At 70.9% G+C, this 17,207-nt stretch carries 13 protein-coding genes; 10 read left to right on the top strand and 3 right to left on the bottom strand.

All coding sequences use genetic code 11. From position 1 onward, the window contains the following. Positions 1-59: 59 nt before the first annotated feature. The 5 genes from G6N16_RS07750 (at position 60) to G6N16_RS07730 (ending at position 8,090) form a co-directional block, all read left to right on the top strand. On the top strand, positions 60-644 hold the full coding sequence (locus tag G6N16_RS07750; RefSeq protein ID WP_407663621.1) for a restriction endonuclease: 585 nt from the start codon (positions 60-62) through the stop codon (positions 642-644). A gap of 78 nt (positions 645-722) precedes the next feature. Then, complete coding sequence (locus G6N16_RS07745; protein ID WP_083032863.1) at positions 723-980, top strand: FeoA family protein; 258 nt, start codon at positions 723-725, stop codon at positions 978-980. After that, positions 977-2,923 carry a ferrous iron transporter B gene (gene feoB / locus G6N16_RS07740; RefSeq protein ID WP_083032861.1) on the top strand — a complete coding sequence of 649 codons (1,947 nt, stop codon included), beginning with the start codon at positions 977-979 and terminating at the stop codon, positions 2,921-2,923. The genes G6N16_RS07745 and feoB overlap by 4 nt, the downstream gene beginning before the upstream one ends. Next, a complete protein-coding gene (locus G6N16_RS07735; RefSeq protein WP_083032860.1) occupies positions 2,920-3,444 on the top strand; it encodes a NifU family protein in 525 nt (174 codons plus the stop codon). Before feoB ends, G6N16_RS07735 begins: the two co-directional genes overlap by 4 nt. 95 nt (positions 3,445-3,539) lie before the next feature. Next, positions 3,540-8,090, top strand: coding sequence for a cation-translocating P-type ATPase (locus G6N16_RS07730; protein WP_083032858.1), 4,551 nt, complete (start codon positions 3,540-3,542; stop codon positions 8,088-8,090). A 58-nt stretch (positions 8,091-8,148) separates the two neighbouring features. On the opposite strand, the gene G6N16_RS21945 is transcribed toward G6N16_RS07730, so the two are convergent. Continuing rightward, on the bottom strand, positions 8,149-8,277 hold the full coding sequence (locus tag G6N16_RS21945; RefSeq protein ID WP_237671819.1) for an Rv1535 domain-containing protein: 129 nt from the start codon (positions 8,275-8,277) through the stop codon (positions 8,149-8,151). A gap of 62 nt (positions 8,278-8,339) precedes the next feature. Here G6N16_RS21945 and G6N16_RS07725 point away from each other — a divergent pair, with 62 nt between their 5' ends. The 3 genes from G6N16_RS07725 to nei2 are packed head-to-tail and all read left to right on the top strand — an operon-like array spanning position 8,340 to position 14,100. Further along, the gene (locus G6N16_RS07725) at positions 8,340-8,792 is read left to right on the top strand and encodes a hypothetical protein (RefSeq protein ID WP_083032857.1); all 453 of its coding nucleotides are present in this window, start codon (positions 8,340-8,342) and stop codon (positions 8,790-8,792) included. A 10-nt stretch (positions 8,793-8,802) separates the two neighbouring features. Then, positions 8,803-13,344 carry an ATP-dependent helicase gene (locus G6N16_RS07720; protein WP_083032855.1) on the top strand — a complete coding sequence of 1,514 codons (4,542 nt, stop codon included), beginning with the start codon at positions 8,803-8,805 and terminating at the stop codon, positions 13,342-13,344. A gap of 3 nt (positions 13,345-13,347) precedes the next feature. Further along, entirely contained in the window at positions 13,348-14,100 is a 753-nt protein-coding gene (gene nei2, locus G6N16_RS07715) for an endonuclease VIII Nei2 (protein ID WP_083032854.1), read from the top strand. Between the two features lie 9 nt (positions 14,101-14,109). On the opposite strand, the gene G6N16_RS07710 is transcribed toward nei2, so the two are convergent. Beyond that, a complete protein-coding gene (locus tag G6N16_RS07710) occupies positions 14,110-14,775 on the bottom strand; it encodes a DsbA family protein (RefSeq protein ID WP_407663683.1) in 666 nt (221 codons plus the stop codon). A gap of 130 nt (positions 14,776-14,905) precedes the next feature. Between G6N16_RS07710 and G6N16_RS22100 the strand changes: the two genes are divergently transcribed. Continuing rightward, a complete protein-coding gene (locus G6N16_RS22100; protein WP_133052984.1) occupies positions 14,906-15,421 on the top strand; it encodes an alpha/beta fold hydrolase in 516 nt (171 codons plus the stop codon). A 4-nt stretch (positions 15,422-15,425) separates the two neighbouring features. After that, positions 15,426-15,809, top strand: coding sequence for an alpha/beta fold hydrolase (locus tag G6N16_RS07700; protein ID WP_133052983.1), 384 nt, complete (start codon positions 15,426-15,428; stop codon positions 15,807-15,809). A 49-nt stretch (positions 15,810-15,858) separates the two neighbouring features. Here G6N16_RS07700 and G6N16_RS07695 read toward each other — a convergent pair whose 3' ends face one another. Next, positions 15,859-17,187 (bottom strand): HNH endonuclease signature motif containing protein, encoded by a 1,329-nt coding sequence (locus tag G6N16_RS07695; protein WP_163787820.1) that lies wholly within the window; start codon positions 17,185-17,187, stop codon positions 15,859-15,861. Positions 17,188-17,207: the final 20 nt, after the last annotated feature.

Here is a 17,207-nt window from a genome sequence, read left to right as displayed (position 1 = left end):
TGTCCTCTCAAATCTTGTCCTCTCAAATCGGTGTCGGTGCCCCGTCGTAGCCTGGCCCGGTGCAGACGACGGTGGCGCAGACGGGGATCGCGGTGCTGGCCGGGATCGCGGTACTGGCCGCCGTCACCCGCCCGCGCACGGCACTGCGGCTGGTCGTGCGCTCGGTGAGCCTCACGACAGGGGCGGTGGTGCGGTTTTGTTCCGGTGCCCTGGCGGGACTGCGTACCCCGCATCCCCGCGAGGACCCCGCCGCTCGGTTCGCCGAGATGTCCGGCACCGACTTCGAGGACTACGTCGCGCGGCTGGCCCGCGCCGCCGGGGTGCCGGCGATCATGACGCCGCTGACCGGTGACTGGGGCGTCGATTTGATCCTCGGCGACCGGCCGCACCGGGTGGCCGTGCAGTGCAAGCGCTACTCCCGGCCGATCGGGCCGGCCGCCGTGCAGGAAGTCGTCGCCGGCGCCGGCATGCAGGACTGCGCCCGCACCATGGTGGTGTCCAATCAGGAGTTCACCCCGGCGGCCCACCGGCTCGCCGAACACCACGGCTGCACCCTGGTCGGCGGCGACGATCTGCCCCGGCTGCGCCGCATCATCGCGGAGGTGACATTCGGCCCCGGCGCAGGTGACCGATGCGCAGGCTAACCTTGGTTTATAGAGGCTAAGCTCATTTCGTCCCCGGCTGCTGTCCGGGTGGTTTCGATACGCTCCGAGAGGCCGACGATGTCAGACAGCCCGCTGCCCGTGCCGATCACGTTGGCACAGCTCCCCCTGGGTGGCCGCGCCCGGATCCTCGGCCATGCCGAGGACGCTCCGAAGGATGTCTCACTGCGGCTGCGCAACCTCGGTTTCCGTGCGGGCAACATCGTGGAAGCACGGCGCCGCGCCCCGCTCAACGATCCGATCATGTACCGACTGCTGGGTTACGACATGTGCCTGCGCAACCACGAGGCCCGGCACATCACCGTGACCGAACTATGACCACCACCGCCTGCCACGGCTCCGGCGCGCCCGTCGAGCCGACACCCGGCCTGGTCCGCATCGCGCTCGTCGGCAGCCCCAACGCCGGCAAGACCAGCGTCTACAACCAGTTGACCGGGATGCGCGCCCGGACCGGCAACTACCCCGGGGTGACGGTCACCCGCAGCGTCGGCACCGGTCGCTACAAGCCCGACGACGGTTCGCCGACCGTCCAGTTCAGCATCGAGGACCTGCCCGGGGCCTACAGCCTGCACCCGATCAGCCCCGACGAGCAGATCGTCGCCGATGTGTTGCAGGGCAAGATCGCCGGCATCGAGCCGCCCGATGCGCTGGCCGTCGTCGTCGACGTCACCGTGCTGGAACGGTCGATGTCGCTGGTCGCCCAGGTGCTGGCCATCGGCAAACCGACCATGGTCATCCTGACAATGACCGACGAGCTCTCCGCCCGCGGCGGGCACATCGACATCGCGGCCTTCTCCGCGGCGCTCGGCGTCCCCGCCGTCGGGGTGGTCGCCAGCCGCGGCAGGGGATTCGGCGCGGTCCGCGAGCTGATGGCCGCACCGCAGAACTGGCCGACGGTGCCCGTCGCGCCGCCGCGCGACGACGACGAGTTCAACGCCTGGATCACCTCGGTGCTCGACGCCGCGAAGTACCGGGTGCCCGAACCCGACGCCCGCAGCGCGAAGATCGACAAGCTGCTGTTGCACCCGATCTTCGGCACGCTGATCTTCTTCGTGGTGATGTTCCTGTTCTTCCAGGTCATCTTCACCGTCGCCGCACCGCTGCAGGACCTCGTCGAAACCGGGATCGGTTGGCTCGGCACCCAGGCCGGCGACGCGATCAGCAACGTGACTCACAACGCGATGCTGTCCGGGCTGGTGGCCAACGGCATCATCGGCGGTGTCGGCGCGGTGCTGGTGTTCATCCCGCAGATCGTGCTGATGTTCCTGCTGATCGCCATCATGGAGAACGTCGGCTACATGTCGCGGGCGGCGTTCCTGGTGGACCGGATCATGGCGCTGACCGGTCTGGAAGGCCGCGCGTTCGTCGCCATGCTGTCTTCGGTGGCGTGCGCGGTGCCCGGCATCATGGCCACCCGCACCATGCCGTCGTCGCGGGACCGGATCGCCACCTCGATGGCCGCGCCGCTGATGACCTGCTCGGCCCGACTGCCGGTGTACATCCTGCTGATCGGCCTGCTGGTGGACCCGGCGTCACGCGTCGGCCCGTTCTCCATGCAGGGCACCGCGATGTTCGGCATGTACGTGCTCGGCGGTGTCTCGGCGATGCTGGCGGCGTGGGTGTTCAAATCCCGGGTGCTCGGCGGTGAGCTGCTGCCGTTCTACATGGAGATGCCGCCGTACCGGTTCCCGGCCGTGAAATCCGTGCTGTTCACCCTGTGGGACTCCACCCGGGCGTTCCTGCGCCGCGCCGGCACCATCATCCTGGCCACCTCCATCGTGCTGTGGTTCCTGCTGAACCTGCCGACCCGTACCGGCGAGATCGCCGGAATGAGCGAGGAGGACGCCGCCTCCTACGTGCTGGACCACTCCTTCGGCGCGAGCCTGGGCAGACTGTTGCAACCGATTTTCGACCCGCTGGGTTTCGACTGGCGCATCGTCGTCGGCCTGATCGGCGCGATGGCCGCCCGCGAGGTGTTCGTCTCCACCATGGCCCAGATCTTCGCCGCCGACGCCGAGGACCCGTCGGCGGCGCTGCAGGCCGCCACCTGGCCGGGCGGCGAGCATCTGTTCACCGCCGGGACGACGGTGGCACTGCTGATCTTCTTCGCCTACGCCTTGCTGTGCATGTCGACGGTGGCCACCATCCGCCGCGAGACCAACTCCTGGCGCTGGCCGATCGTGGCGTGGAGCTACATGATGGTGCTGGCCTGGGTGGCCGCCTTCGTGGCGCGACACATCGCGCTAGCACTGACCGGATGACCGCCCTGCACCCGAGGTCGTCGGCGGATCCCCGGATGCTGCGTTGGATCACCGCGACCGCGCTGCCCGCCGAGCTGCCCGCCCTGGACGGGTTGGTCGCCGACGGCGTGCTGGAGCGGGCGGAGATCGGCGCCGGGGAGATCCGCACCTGGCTGGCCGAGGGGCGCACCTGGGACGACGCCGGACCGCTGGTCCGGTCCACCCTGTTCGCGGCGCTGCGCGAGGTGCCCGCGTGCCCCGAACTCACCGCGGATCAGCTCACCGAACGCATCGCCGAGCTGATCCGCCGCGAGGTCACCCCGGTCGCGGCCAGCCACGGCGGCGACATCACCGTCGAATCCGTGCGCGACGGTGTACTGACGGTCGCGATGGGCGGCGCCTGCAACGGCTGCGCGCTGGGCCACAAGACCCTCGACGACCTGGTCCGGGAAGCCGTGGCCGCGCACTTCCCGCAGATCCGGGAGGTCCGCGCGGCGAGCCCGCGCCGGTCCTGGCTGACGCTGGGCAGGCGCCGACCGTGAATCGTGGCCCCGGCGCCACAGCGAATAGGATGTTGGCGACTCCACCGGGACCGCGCGCCCAGCCGCCCGGGGTCGCATAGAAGGACGACAATCACATGGGACTCCTGTCCACCCCGCTGCGGATGGCCCAGCTCGCAACCGGCGTCGCCCTGCTCGGCGGAGAAGCGGCCCTGCGCACCGGCCGCAATGTCGCCGGCGCCGTTGTCGACGTCGCGCTGGCCCCGGTTCCCGGGATCACCGCGCTGGCCTCCGACGCCGCCGGGATGGTGGTCGAGGCGCTGTCCGGTCCCCCGGTGCGGCGCACCAGTTCCCGCGGCGACCGTCGCTGGGTCGAGGTCCGCGGCCTGAACGGGCCGGACGACGAGCGGATCGCCGCCGAGGTGCTGATCTTCCTCAAGGAGACACCCGGGGTCCGCGAGGCCGTCATCAACGAGGCCACCTCCCGCGTCGTCGTCACCGTCGCCGGGGACGGACCCGATGCCCGCGCGCTGGCCGGGATCGTGGCCGAGGCCGAGGAGTTCGCGGTCGGCACCCCGCAGCGGCAACTGCCGACCACCCTGCCCGGTGACGACGCGGCGCTGGCCGCCCGACTGCTGGCCGCTTACGTCTCGACGGTCGGTCTCGGTATCGGCACCGCCGGCGCGGCGCTGCGCGCCATGGGCCTGACCCGCGCGGTCGCCGCACCCTTCGCGCTGGCCGGCGCCTCGCCGACGGTACGCCACCGGATCCAGGCGCACCTGGGGCCCGACGGCACCGAACTCGCCATGGCGCTGACGTCCACCGTCACCGGCAGTCTGACCTTGTCGGTGGCCGGACTGGCCAACGAGGCCGTCACTCGCTGGATGCTGGCGGCCGAGGCGGTCACCGGACGGCGCAGCTGGGAACGTGCCGAGGAGCGGCTGGCCACCGAGGCGTTCGTGTCGCCCTCGACGGTGCCGACCGCACCGCGCGACCCCGACGCGACGGCCCGCGGCATCGGCGACCGCTACGCCGACCGGGCGGCCGCCGTCGGGCTGGGGGCCGCCCTCGGGCTCGGCGCCTACACCCGCGACAGCGACTTGGCCGGCGCCGCGGCGCTGACCGCCATCCCCAGGCCGATCCGGTCCACCCGGGAGGCGTTCGCCATCTCGCTGGGCCGCCGCCTCACCGGCCGCCACGGCGCGCTGATCCTGCGCCCGGCGGTGCTGCGCCGACTCGACGTGATCGACACCCTGCTGATCGACCCGCGGGTGCTCTACACCGACGAGCTGTCCATCACGCTGATCGACGGCGTCACCCCGGCCCGGCGGGCGAAGGCCTGGGAAGCCGCCCGCGCCGCGCTGGCCGACGGCACGCTGACCCCGGGCTGGCACAAGCTGTCCGCGATCCCCGGCGCCGGCCGCGGCGGGCAGGCCCTGGTCAGTGCGCTGCGCGACCCATTGGCGTCGGCGCTGGTCACCGAGGCCCGCCGGGTCGGGCTGCGGGTGATCACCCTCGACGACGACGGCCTGCGCTCACTGGGCCAGGGGTTCGACGAGCTGACCGCGCGCACCGGATCGGTTGACGAGTCGCTGGCCGACGCGCTGACGGCGCTGCGCGACGCCGGGCGCCGGGTCGCGGTGCTGACCGCCTCCGCCGACCTGGCGGCCCGGGCCGCCGAGGTCACCGTCGGGCTGTGGCGCACCGACGGCCCGCCGCCGTGGGGCGCGGACCTGCTGCTGCCCGACCTGGCCGCGGCCTGGCGGTTCATCCATGCCCTGCCGGCCGCAAGCCTGGCGGCCCAGCGCGGCGTGCAGGCGTCGGCCTCGGCGTCTGTGCTCGGCGCCCTGATGCTGATCCCCGACGTGCCGGGCAGCGGCCCCGGGTCGGTGAACCTGTCCGCACTGGCCGCACTGTGGACCGGGTACCGGCTCGGCGCCAAGGTGTTCGACGCTCCGCTGCCGCACCCGGAGTCCGGCCACGACTGGTATGCGCTACCCGTCGACGAGGTCGCCCGGCTGCTTCCGCGCCCCGAGCACCCGGTGCACATCGCCGCGGACCAGGCCGGTGGGATGGCCGGCGCGCTCACCCCGCTGCATCCGGTCGCCGACGCCGTCGGCTCCGTGTGGAGCTGGGCCGGCGACATGGTCGCGGCGATCCGCGAGGACCTCGACGACCCGATCACCCCGATCCTGGCGACCGGCGCGGCCGCCACCGCGCTGCTGGGTTCCCCGCTGGACGCGGCGATGGTCGCCGGGGTGCTGCTGCTGAACACGTCCATCTCCGCGCAGCAGTCCGTGCACGCCGAGCACGTGCTCGGCGAGCTGCTGGCGGTGCAGGAACCGCAGGCCCGCCGGCTGCTCGGCGCCATCGGCGAACGCGACTTCGAGATGTTGTCGGCCGGCCGCCTCGAGCTCGGTGACCTGTTCCTGGTGGTCTCCGGCGAGGTGATCCCCGCCGACGGCCGGATCGTGGCCGCCGAATCCGCCGAGGCCGACGAGTCCACGCTGACCGGCGAATCACTGCCGGTCAGCAAGTCCGTCGACGCCACCCCGGGCGCCCCGCTGGCCGAACGCTCCGGCATGGTGTTCGCCGGCACCACGCTGGTCACCGGCCGGGTCACCGCCATCGTCACCGCCACCGGCGCCACCACCCAGATGAACCGGGCATCGGCGATGCAGGCCCGCAAGGCCCGCAAGGTCGGCCTGCAGGCGCAGCTCACCCACATCACCAACAAGGCGCTGCCGTGGAGCATCGCCGGCGGCGGTGCCGTCGGGCTGCTGTCCCTGCTGCGCGGCAACCCGATCCGCCAGGCCGCCGCCTCCGGGGTGGCGATCGGCGTCGCCGCGGTACCCGAAGGCCTGCCGCTGGTGGTGACGCTGGCCCAGCTGTCCGCGGCCCGCCGGCTCACCGAGAGCGAGGTGCTGATCCGCAATCCACGGGCGATCGAGGCGTTCGCCCGTCTGGACGTGGTGTGCTTCGACAAGACCGGCACGCTGAGCGAGAACCGGCTGCAGGTCACCGCCATCCGCGGCGTCAACGGCGTCGAGCAGGCCGACGTGCTGGCCGCCGCCGCCGACACCGTGCTGCCGCGCACCGGCAAGCGCATCGACCACGCCACCGATGAGGCGATCCGGCTCAAGGCCGCCGAGCTTGGCATGACCATCACCGACGTCGACGTGCACCTGCCGTTCCAGTCCGACCGTCCGTTCGCCGCGGCGATCGTCGGCAACCGGCTGTCGGTCAAGGGGGCACCGGAGGCCATCATCGGCGCGCTCGGCGTCGCCCGCGACCCGCTGACGCCGCTGATCGAGGAGATGGCGGCCGCCGGCCTGCGTGTCATCGCCGTGGCCGATCGCTACCTGACCGACGCGCAGGTGAAGGCTGCCGCGGCCGATTCGGCCAAGCTGGCCGAGCTGTGCACGGCCGAACTGATCCCGATCGGCGTGATCGGCATCGCCGACACCCCGCGGCCGTCGGCCCGCCCGCTGCTGGAGGAACTGCAGGCCCGCGGGATCGGTGTTCGGCTGATCACCGGTGACCATCCGGTCACCGCGAAGGTCATCGCCAACGATCTGGGGCTGACCGTGTCCGACGCCGAGCTGATGACCGGCACCGAGTGGGAGCTGCTGACCGCCGACGGCCGGATCGAGGCCGTCAAGCGCGCCCAGGTGTTCGCCCGGATGGCGCCGGAACACAAGGTGCAGGTGGTGCAGGCCCTGGAGGCCGCCGACCTGGTCACCGCGATGGTCGGCGACGGCGCGAACGACGCCGCCGCGATCCGGGCCGCGACCGTCGGTGTCGGCCTGGTCGCCAGCGGCAGCGACACCGCCCGGACAGCGGCCGACGTGCTGCTGCTCGACGGTCAGATCGGCGCGCTGGTCGATGCCATCGACGAGGGGCATCAGCTGTGGCGCCGGGTGCAGGCCGCGGTGTCGATGCTGGTCGGCCACAACCTGGGCGAGGTCAGCTTCGCGCTGATCACCAGCATGCTGACCGGGCATCCGGCGCTCTCGGCGCGGCAGATCCTGCTGATCAACATGCTCACCGACGCGCTACCGGCCGCCGCCCTGGCGGTCAGCCCGCAGCTGGGCAACGGGCTGGCCGATTTCGACGAGGCGGCGCTGTGGCGGTCGATCTATCTGCACGGGGTGTCGACGACAATCGGCGCGACCGGCGCCTGGGCGCTGGGCCGGATGACCGGGCGCCCGGAGCGGGCGGCCACCGTCGGCCTAGCGGGCCTGGTGTTGACCCAGCTGTTCTCCATCTTGAGCGAGTCGCACGGCCCGCTGGTGGTGGCCACCAGTGCCGGTACGTTCGTAGTGATGGCCGGGGTGATCACCATCCCGGGCGTGAGCAACCTGTTCGGCTGCACGCCGCTGGGCCCGGTCGGCTGGGGTCAGGCGGCGCTGGCCGCCGCCGGCGCCACCGCGTTCGCCAAGGTGGCTCCGGGCGCGGTCGAGCAGGTCGGCGAGTGGCTCGGCGACAAATTGGGGTCCGCCGGCGACGCCATGATGGGTGCCACCGGCCAGGACCGCGGGGACGACGACCCGGAGGATGTCGAGCGGGCCGAGCGGCGCCGGCAGGCCGAAGAGGAGGCGGACGAATCGCCGGCCGAGCAGTCGGCCGAGGATTTCGTGCAAGAGACGGTCCCGGATATCGTGACGGACATCATCGAGGATCTGTAGTGCATGCAGCCGCGTGGGCCGGCACTACCGTGGCGCGCGGCAGGTGTGACTGTCGGGTTCAGTCGTCGATGACGAGGACGCCCGCGCGGACCAGCAGTGCGTACAGCTCACGGATCGGCGGAGTGAGCAGTCGCACGCCGGTGGAAAGCAGGGTGTCCGGGCTCATCGCCCCCGCGAGCTCGCTCATCAGGGCAGCCTAACCGAAGAGACGGTAAAAAGTCAGTACTACGTGACTGAACGGAGATAAACATGTTGGACTCGACGCGATCGTTTGTCGACGAGCATCGCGACATCAGCAAGCTGGTGCAGCAGGCCGAGCGGTTCTCCATTCAGCTTCCGCTGGTCGGACGGGTGGCGGTGCCCTCCCCCAAGCAGCTCGCGTTCTACGGCGCCCTGGGGGCGCTGGCCGTTTTCGAGGTCATCGACTGGCCGGTGGCGGTCGCCGTCGGCGTCGGGCACCTGGTGACCACCCGGACCCTGGCCAATCGGGTCGAGGCCGCCGAGGCCGAGGCCCAGCACGCCGAGGAGCAGGTCGAGGAACTGCTGGAGCAGGTGCAGGCCGCCCGGACCAAGCCCGCGCCCACCAAGGCCGCCGCGACGACGCCCGCCAAGAAGGCTCCGGCAAAGAAGGCTCCGGCAAAGAAGACGGCAGCCAAGAAAGCACCCGCCAAGACCGCGCCCAAGGCGCCGACGCAGGAATAGCCATCCTGGGATGACCGGCTCTCCCGACCCGTTGGCGCGGTTCTCCCCGCTGACCCGAGAATGGTTCACCGGGACGTTCCCGGCGCCGACCGCGGCGCAGGCACAGGCCTGGGAGTCCATCGCCGACGGCGAGAACACGCTGGTCATCGCGCCAACCGGCTCAGGTAAGACGCTGGCGGCGTTCCTGTGGGCCATCGACGCGCTGTCGGTGCAACCCATACCCGCGCCCGGGGAGCCGCGCACCCGGGTGCTCTACATCTCGCCGCTCAAGGCCCTGGCCGTCGACGTCGAGCGCAACCTGCGCACGCCGCTGGCCGGCATCGCCCGCACCGCGGCGCGATACGGACTGCCGGCTCCGGAGATCACCGTCGGGGTGCGCTCGGGCGATACCCCGCCGCAGCGGCGACGAGAACTGATCACCCGGCCGCCCGACATCCTGATCACCACGCCGGAGTCGCTGTTTTTGATGCTGACCTCGGCGGCCCGGGCCACCCTCGCCGGGGTCACCACCGTCATCGTCGACGAGGTGCACGCCGTCGCCGGCACCAAGCGCGGTTCGCACCTGGCGCTGTCGCTGGAACGGCTGGACGCGATGCTGGCGCACCCGGCGCAACGGATCGGGCTGTCGGCCACCGTGCGACCGCCCGAGGAGGTGGCCCGGTTCCTGGCCGGGTCCCGGCCCGCCCGCATCGTGGCTCCCCCGGCGGCCAAGACCTTCGACCTCGACGTCGTCGTCCCGGTGCCCGACATGACAGATCTCGAAGGCGGCTCCATCTGGCCCGACGTCGAGCAGCGCATGGTCGACCTGATCGAGTCGCACAACTCGTGCATTGTCTTCGCCAACTCCCGGCGGCTGGCCGAGCGACTCACCGCCCGGATCAACGAGATCCACGCCGAGCGGACCGGCGGTGTGGAGTTGGGCGGTTACAACCCGACGGTCCCCGGCGGCGCGCCGGCCCAGATCCTGGGCAGCGGCCAGACCTACGGCGCCGAACCGGTACTGGCCCGCACCCACCACGGGTCGGTGTCCAAGGAGACCCGCGCCGAGGTCGAGGAGGCACTCAAGCGCGGCAGCCTGCGCGCCGTCGTCGCCACCTCCAGCCTGGAACTCGGCATCGACATGGGCACCGTCGATCTGGTGATCCAGGTGGAGTCCCCGCCGTCGGTGGCCAGCGGCCTGCAACGCATCGGCCGCGCCGGGCACCAGGTCGGCGAGATCAGCCGCGGCATCCTGTTCCCCAAGTTCCGCAACGACCTGATCGGCTGCGCGGTCACCGTGCAGCGGATGCGCGCCGGCGCCATCGAGACCCTGAACGTACCGGCCAACCCGCTGGACGTACTCGCCCAGCACACCGTCGCCGCCTGCGCGCTGGAACCGATCGACGCCGACGACTGGTTCGACACCGTGCGGCGCAGCGCACCGTTTGCGGCGTTGCCGCGCAGCGCCTTCGAGGCCACCCTGAATCTGCTCAGCGGCAAGTACCCGTCCACCGAATTCGCCGAGCTGCGGCCCCGCATCGTCTACGATCGCGACGCCGGGAGGCTGACCGGGCGGCCCGGAGCGCAGCGGCTGGCGGTCACCTCCGGTGGCGCGATCCCCGATCGCGGCCTGTTCACGGTGTACCTGGCCACCTCGGCCGAACGTGAAACGCCTTCCCGGGTCGGCGAACTCGATGAGGAGATGGTCTACGAGTCCCGGCCCGGCGATGTCATCTCGCTGGGCGCCACCAGCTGGCGGATCACCGAGATCACCCACGACCGGGTGCTGGTGGTACCCGCCCCCGGGGAACCTGCACGGCTGCCGTTCTGGCGGGGCGACAACGTCGGTCGGCCCGCCGAACTCGGTGCCGCGATCGGCGCGTTCGTCACCGAGATGTCCGCTCTCGACGACGAGGATTTCGCCGCCCGGTGCGCGGCACTGGGTTTCGACGCCTACGCGGCCGAAAACCTCCGTCGGCTGCTCGATGAGCAGCGCGCGGCCACCGGACTGGTGCCCGGCGACCGCACCCTGGTAATCGAGCGGTTCCGCGACGAGCTCGGCGACTGGCGAATCATCCTGCACTCCCCCTACGGCCTGGGGGTGCACGGTCCGCTCGCCCTGGCCGTCGGCCGACGGATCGTCGAGCAGTACGGCATCGACGAGAAGCCGACGGCCTCCGACGACGGCATCATCGTCCGGCTGCCCGACACCGCGCAGGAAAACCCGCCCGGCGCAGAGCTTTTCCTCTTCGATGCCGACGAGATCGAGTCCCTGGTGACCGCTGAGGTCGGCGGATCGGCGCTGTTCGCCGCCCGGTTCCGGGAATGCGCGGCCCGCGCGCTGCTACTGCCCCGGCGCAGTCCGGGCAAGCGGTCGCCGCTGTGGTATCAGCGCCAGCGCGCCGCGCAGTTGCTCGACGTGGCACGGCGCTACCCGGATTTCCCCATCGTGCTGGAGACCGTGCGCGAATGTCTGCAGGACGTCTACGACGTGCCCGCCCTCGTCGAACTGATGCGCGGCATCGCCACCCGCCGCGTTCGGGTCGCCGAGGTCGGCACGGAAAGCCCGTCGCCGTTCGCCGCGGCGCTGCTGTTCGGCTATGTCGGGGCGTTCATGTACGAGGGCGACAGTCCGCTCGCCGAACGGCGGGCGGCGGCCCTGGCGCTGGACACCACGCTGCTGGCCGAGTTGCTCGGCCGGGTGGAGCTACGGGAACTGCTCGATGCCGACGTCATCGCCGCCACCGGCGCCGCCCTGCAGCACCTGACACCGGAGCGCGCCGGCCGCGACGCCGAGGGAGTCGCGGACCTGCTGCGGGTACTCGGCCCGCTCACCACCGACGAGATCGAGGCCCGCTGCGAGACAGACCCCAGGGATTGGCTCGACGAACTGCAGAGCGCCCGGCGCATTCTGGCGGTGAACTACGCCGGTACCCGGTGGTGGACGGCGATCGAGGACATCGGCCGGCTGCGCGACGGCGTCGGGGTGGCCGTCCCGCCCGGTGTGCCGGCCGGTTTCACCGACCCGGTCGCCGATCCGCTCGGCGAGCTGCTGGGCCGCTTCGCCCGCACCCGCGGCCCGTTCTGCACCGCCGAGGCCGCCGCCCGGTTCGGACTCGGGCTGCGGGTGGCCGCCGACGTGCTGTCCCGGCTGGCCGTCGACGGCAAGCTGGTGCGCGGCGAGTTCACCGATGCACCGACCGATTCCCCGGGTGCCGAGCAGTGGTGCGACGCCGGGGTGCTGCGAGTCCTGCGCCGGCGCTCGCTGGCCGCGCTGCGGGCCCAGATCGAACCGGTCTCCACCGCCGCCTACGCCCGGTTCCTGCCCGCCTGGCAGCAGGTGGGGGCGACCTCGGGTGTCGACGGGCTGATGTCGGTGATCGAGCAGCTATCCGGGGTGGCGCTACCGGCTTCGGCCGTCGAGCCGCTGATCCTGGCCTCGCGGGTGACCGACTACACCCCGGGCATGCTCGACGAGTTGCTGGCATCCGGGGAGGTGCTGTGGTCGGGCGCCGGTGCGCTGCCCGGCAACGACGGCTGGGTGGTCTTCCATCTGGCCGACACCGCGCCGGTGACCCTGGCCGCACCCGCCGAGATCGAACTCGGCCCGGCCCACCGGGAGATCCTGGCGACGCTCTCCGGTGGCGGCGGCTATTTCTTCCGGCAACTGCACGCGGGTATGACGGCGGCGGACACCAAAGAAGCACTCTGGCAGCTGATCTGGTCGGGCCGGGTCACCGGGGACACCTTCGCCCCGGTCCGCGCGCACCTGGCCGGCCCCGGCCGCAAGCCCCGCACCACTGCGAGCCAACCGGCCGGGTACCGCCGCCCGCCGCGGCCCGGCCGATTCGGGCTCGCCGGCCCGCACAACCGTCCGGTCGATCCGACGGTGGCCGGGCGCTGGTCCCTGCTGCCCGAGCCGGAGGCCGACGCCACCGTGCGCGCATCGATGCAGGCCGATCTGCTGTTGGCCCGCCACGGGGTGCTGACCCGCGGAGCGGTTGCCGCCGAGGACATTCCGGGCGGATTCGCCATGGCATACAAGGTGCTGACGGCCCTGGAGGAGGCCGGCCGCTGCCAGCGCGGTTACTTCGTGGAGTCTCTCGGCGGCGCGCAGTTCTCGTCGTCGGCCACCGTCGACCGGCTGCGCAGCTTCGCCGATCCGCTGGAGGCCCGAGCGGACCCGCCGGTGGGGCTGGTGCTGGCGGCGGCAGATCCGGCCAATGCCTACGGCGCGGCGCTGGGCTGGCCGTCCCGTCCGGGTGCCGACGGGGAATCCGGCCACCGGCCGGGCCGTCGCGCCGGGGCGCTGGTGGTGCTCGTCGACGGGGAGCTGGTGTGGTTCCTGGAGCGCGGCGGCAAGTCGCTGCTGAGTTTCGGCGCCGGACCCGCGGCGTTGACCGTCGCCGCGGAGGCACTGGTGGCGTCGGTGCGCGACGGCCGGGTTAGTCCCCTGCTGGTGGAGCGCATCGACGGTGTCCCGGCGCTGGACGCCCACCGCGATGCGAGTGCGGCGGCACTGGTCGACGCCGGATTCGCCCGCACCCCGCGCGGCCTGCGGCTGCGGGGCTGAACCGTGCCCGAAGGGGACACCGTGCGGCGCACCGCCACCGCCCTGGATCGGGCGCTGGCCGGAAAGACATTGACCCGCTGCGATATCCGGGTGCCGAGTTTCGCGACCGTGGACCTGACCGGCGGCACCGTCGAGGAGGTGATCGCCCGCGGCAAGCACCTGTTCATCCGGGTCGGCGGCGCGAGCATCCACTCACACCTGTCGATGGAGGGCGCGTGGCGCCTGGGCGCCGCGCGGGTGGCGCCGCACCGGATCCGGGCGGTGCTGGCCACCGCCGACACCCGCGCCACCGGTATCGACCTGGGACTGCTGGAGGTGCTGGATCGCGGGCAGGACATGGAGTCCGTCGCGCATCTGGGCCCGGACCTGCTCGGTGCGGACTGGGACGCCGAGCTCGCCGTCACCAACCTGCTCACCGACCCGGACCGGCCACTGGCCGTCGCGCTGCTCGATCAACGCAATCTCGCCGGGATCGGCAACGTGTACGCCAACGAGCTGTGTTTCGTCACCGGCATCGCCCCGGATTCCCCGGTCTCGGCCGTGCCCGATCTTGCACGGTTGGTAGCCCGGGCCCGGCAGATGTTGTCGGCCAACCTGTCCCGCTCGATCCGGGTCACCACCGGCGATACTCACCGCGGCCGGGAACTGTGGGTGTACGGCCGCGCCGGGCTGCCGTGCCGCCGCTGCGGCACCGCGATCCTGACCGCCACCGTCGGCCGGCGAATCGCCTTCTGGTGCGGATCCTGTCAGCGCTGAAGCGCTGAATCACCCGAGTCCGGTCAGCCAATCGGAGTTGCCGTCGAGCGGCTTGCCGGCGATAACCACCAGCGGCACACCGGGTTCCGGAAACTGCTTGAGCAAATCGAGATTGTGCGCGGCGATCGCGCCGGGGTCGAATGACGACGGCGACCCATCCCTGATCATGTCCTGTGCGGACTGTGGTGCGCCGACGCGATCGGCCAGTGTGGCGAGCTGGTCATTGGTCAGATCCGTTGCGCCACCCTCTTTGGGCTGCTGATCGGCGGCATAGATCTGCTCGATGAACCCCCAGATGGTGGCGCTGGTGCGTGATTGGTCGGCGACTGTGAAGGCCGCGTCGATCGCGCGCCGGTCGTAGTCGGTACTGGCCGAGTACTTGTCGAGGAAGGCGACAAGGCGTAGGTCGACCCGGAGTCGGCCGGATTCAATGCGCTGACCGATGGCCGCCCCCTGCCCGCGAACCATCTGCCCGCTGTACGGGCACAACGGATCGAGATACAGCTCGACGTGCTGCGGCGCGTCCGGACTGCCGATGGAGATGACGTCCCCGACCGGCTCCGCCTCGGCCGCATGCGCCGATTCGATATTGGCAGGCCACAGCACTGCGGCAAGCAGCACGGCAACCAGGAACGCGACCCGAGACGACCGTTTCATCCTTCCACCTTGGCACATGCCGCCGGCGAACCGGCTGTTGTAGCGCAGCCCATCGAGGCCGGGGAATACCGTGGCGCACCGTGGGCGGATCGCCGCGTTTCCCGATACCGGATCCAAAGAGGCGTACTTCGCTGCGTATCGGGCCGCGATGGCGGCGAGTCCCACTCCCCGCCGAAGCCACGACGTAGCGACGCGTTTCGGAACAACCAGGGTGTATGAACACGGGCACGAACGCGCGGCGCCCATCGTGTTGCTGCCGGCATTCTGGGCGACATCTGCGATGTGGGCCCCCAACGTCGCAGAGTTGGCGGCACGTCACTCGGTGTACTGCATCGACACGATCGGCCAACCCGGGGCAAGCGTGCAGACACGCCCCCTGCAGACACCGGACGACTGCGCAATCTGGCTCGATGATGTCCTGACCGCTCTCGACCTTCGGCACGTGCACCTCGCGGGCTGCTCCTACGGCGGCTGGCTGGCTTTCAATCAGAGCGCTCACAAACCCGGACGTATCGCCACGAGTGTGCTGATCGAACCGGCGAATGTACTTGCCCGGCCCAGAACAAAATTCAAACTCACCCTCGTCGCGCTGCTCCCGGTCACGCCCACGAGGCTGGCCCGCCGGGCTATGGCGTGGGCACTCGGGAACCCCCCCGGAGGATAACCCCATGCATGCGATCGTCGACCTGATCGTGGCCGGCGCTCACGAATTTCGGGGACTGGGCTCGAGTCCTGCACCCAGCTGCCCAAGTGACGCCGAGCTCAAATCCGTGACTGTCCCGACACTTGTGATCCTCAGCGGGCGCAGCAGGTATCACGACGCGCACGGGGCAGCGACCCGCGCGCGTCAACACCTGATGGCCGGCGAGGTCGAAATATGGCCGGCTGCGTCGCATTCCGTGGCCGCAGAGTTCGCCCCTGAAGTAGACGAAGCCATTCTCCGTTTCATTGGGCGCGCTGACCAAGTGGCCCGCGAAAGCCATTTACTGACATCGGATGGTGATGGGATGCAGGGGCATCGGGACGACGGTTCTACGGGGGCCAATCCCTGAGATCTGGAGCCAACCTCCGAGATACGGACTGGCTTGGAACCCACTTCGGTCAGGCCGCCGGTGGCGGCTGAGGTTGGAATGGGTTGTACCACCACCAGTTAGCACGTTCGCCGGTCGGCCCGGGGTAGTGTGCGACGGCCGGGGGCGGGTTCTGGGGCGGGTGGGCCAGCGATCCCGGGAGTAGTTCTTCGCCGTCGGCGTCGGTGACTTTGAGGCGGTCGGCGGGGCCGGTGATGGTGATTACGCCTTTGTGGTGCAGCCGGTGGTGGTAGGGGCACACGAGTACCAGGTTCCACAGTTCGGTGGGGCCGCCGCTTTCCCAGTGGATCAGATGATGTGCGTGCAGGCCCCGGGTAGCGCCGCAGCCGGGCACCACGCAAGTGCGGTCGCGGTGTTCCAGGGCGCGGCGCAGCCGGCGGTTGACGGTGCGGGTGCGGTGTCCGGCGCCGATGAGGGTGCCGTCGCGGTGAAACCACACCTCACAGGTTGCCTCGCAGGTCAGGTATTGGCGATCGGCATCCGAAAGCAGCGGACCCAAGTGCAAGTTGGCGATCTTGGCGTCTGCGTCGAGGTGGACGACGACGGTGGTGTGCTGGCCATGCGGGCGGGCGGTGGATTCGGCGTCCCAACTGTTCTGGATCAGCCGCAGGAACGCATCCAGGGTGGTCGGCACCGGTGCGTGGCTGTCGGGCAGGGCCGGCGGCCGATCACCGTCGTGTTCACCGTGAGCCGGGGTGCGGTGGCGATGCCCCTCGTGGTCGTGCGGATCATGCCCCGGATGATCATGAGACCACTGCGCGAGCAGGGCGTCGCGGTGCGAGGCGAGGGCGGCGGCGAACTTCGCGGACTCGATATGCGGCAGTCGGATCCGCCAGGTATCGACATCGTCGCCACCGATCTTGCTGATCCCCGGTGCCGGGCCGGGTTTGGGTCCGGTATCGGGACGGGGCTCCAGTCTCACGGCGGTGCGCAACTGGGCAACGGTGGCGACCGAGGCAAGTTGGGCATAGTGGGCATCAGAGCCTTTGCCGGCGTGGGCGGCGATGACCCCGACCTGATCGAGCGACAGTTGCCCGTCGCGCAGCGCCCGAGTGCACTGGGGGAACTCATCGACCCGATGCGCGATGGCGGTGATCGCGACGGCATTCGCGGTGGTGCTGCCGGTTTTCCAAGCCACCAACCCGGCCACCGACCGCGCGCCGGTGGAGCCCCACAGTCCGTCGTGGTCGATCTCGGCGACGATATCCACAATCTGCCCGTCGAGGGCATTGCGCTGCCCACACAGCTCGCCGAGCTGGGCGAACAGCACACGCAGCCGCTCGTCCTTCGGGTTCCCCGGAGGCTCCTCGGGGGTCGGCAACCCTTCATTCGAACTCATGTACCCATGATAAAACCGAG

It is taken from the genome of Mycolicibacterium insubricum (genome assembly GCF_010731615.1).
Taxonomy (GTDB): Bacteria; Actinomycetota; Actinomycetes; order Mycobacteriales; family Mycobacteriaceae; genus Mycobacterium; species Mycobacterium insubricum.
The sequence above is the reverse complement of the archived record's forward strand: the minus strand, read 5'-3'. Positions and strand labels throughout refer to the sequence as shown.

Bases quoted from the DNA above. Each gene is read 5' to 3' on its own strand.
- G6N16_RS07745 (WP_083032863.1), top strand. From the start codon at position 723: ATGTCAGACAGCCCGCTGCCCGTGCCGATCACGTTGGCACAGCTCCCC.
- feoB (WP_083032861.1), top strand. From the start codon at position 977: ATGACCACCACCGCCTGCCACGGCTCCGGCGCGCCCGTCGAGCCGACA.
- G6N16_RS07735 (WP_083032860.1), top strand. From the start codon at position 2,920: ATGACCGCCCTGCACCCGAGGTCGTCGGCGGATCCCCGGATGCTGCGT.
- G6N16_RS07730 (WP_083032858.1), top strand. From the start codon at position 3,540: ATGGGACTCCTGTCCACCCCGCTGCGGATGGCCCAGCTCGCAACCGGC.
- G6N16_RS21945 (WP_237671819.1), bottom strand. From the start codon at position 8,277: ATGAGCGAGCTCGCGGGGGCGATGAGCCCGGACACCCTGCTTTCCACC.
- G6N16_RS07725 (WP_083032857.1), top strand. From the start codon at position 8,340: ATGTTGGACTCGACGCGATCGTTTGTCGACGAGCATCGCGACATCAGC.
- G6N16_RS07720 (WP_083032855.1), top strand. From the start codon at position 8,803: ATGACCGGCTCTCCCGACCCGTTGGCGCGGTTCTCCCCGCTGACCCGA.
- G6N16_RS07710 (WP_407663683.1), bottom strand. From the start codon at position 14,775: ATGTGCCAAGGTGGAAGGATGAAACGGTCGTCTCGGGTCGCGTTCCTG.
- G6N16_RS22100 (WP_133052984.1), top strand. From the start codon at position 14,906: ATGGCGGCGAGTCCCACTCCCCGCCGAAGCCACGACGTAGCGACGCGT.
- G6N16_RS07700 (WP_133052983.1), top strand. From the start codon at position 15,426: ATGCATGCGATCGTCGACCTGATCGTGGCCGGCGCTCACGAATTTCGG.
- G6N16_RS07695 (WP_163787820.1), bottom strand. From the start codon at position 17,187: ATGAGTTCGAATGAAGGGTTGCCGACCCCCGAGGAGCCTCCGGGGAAC.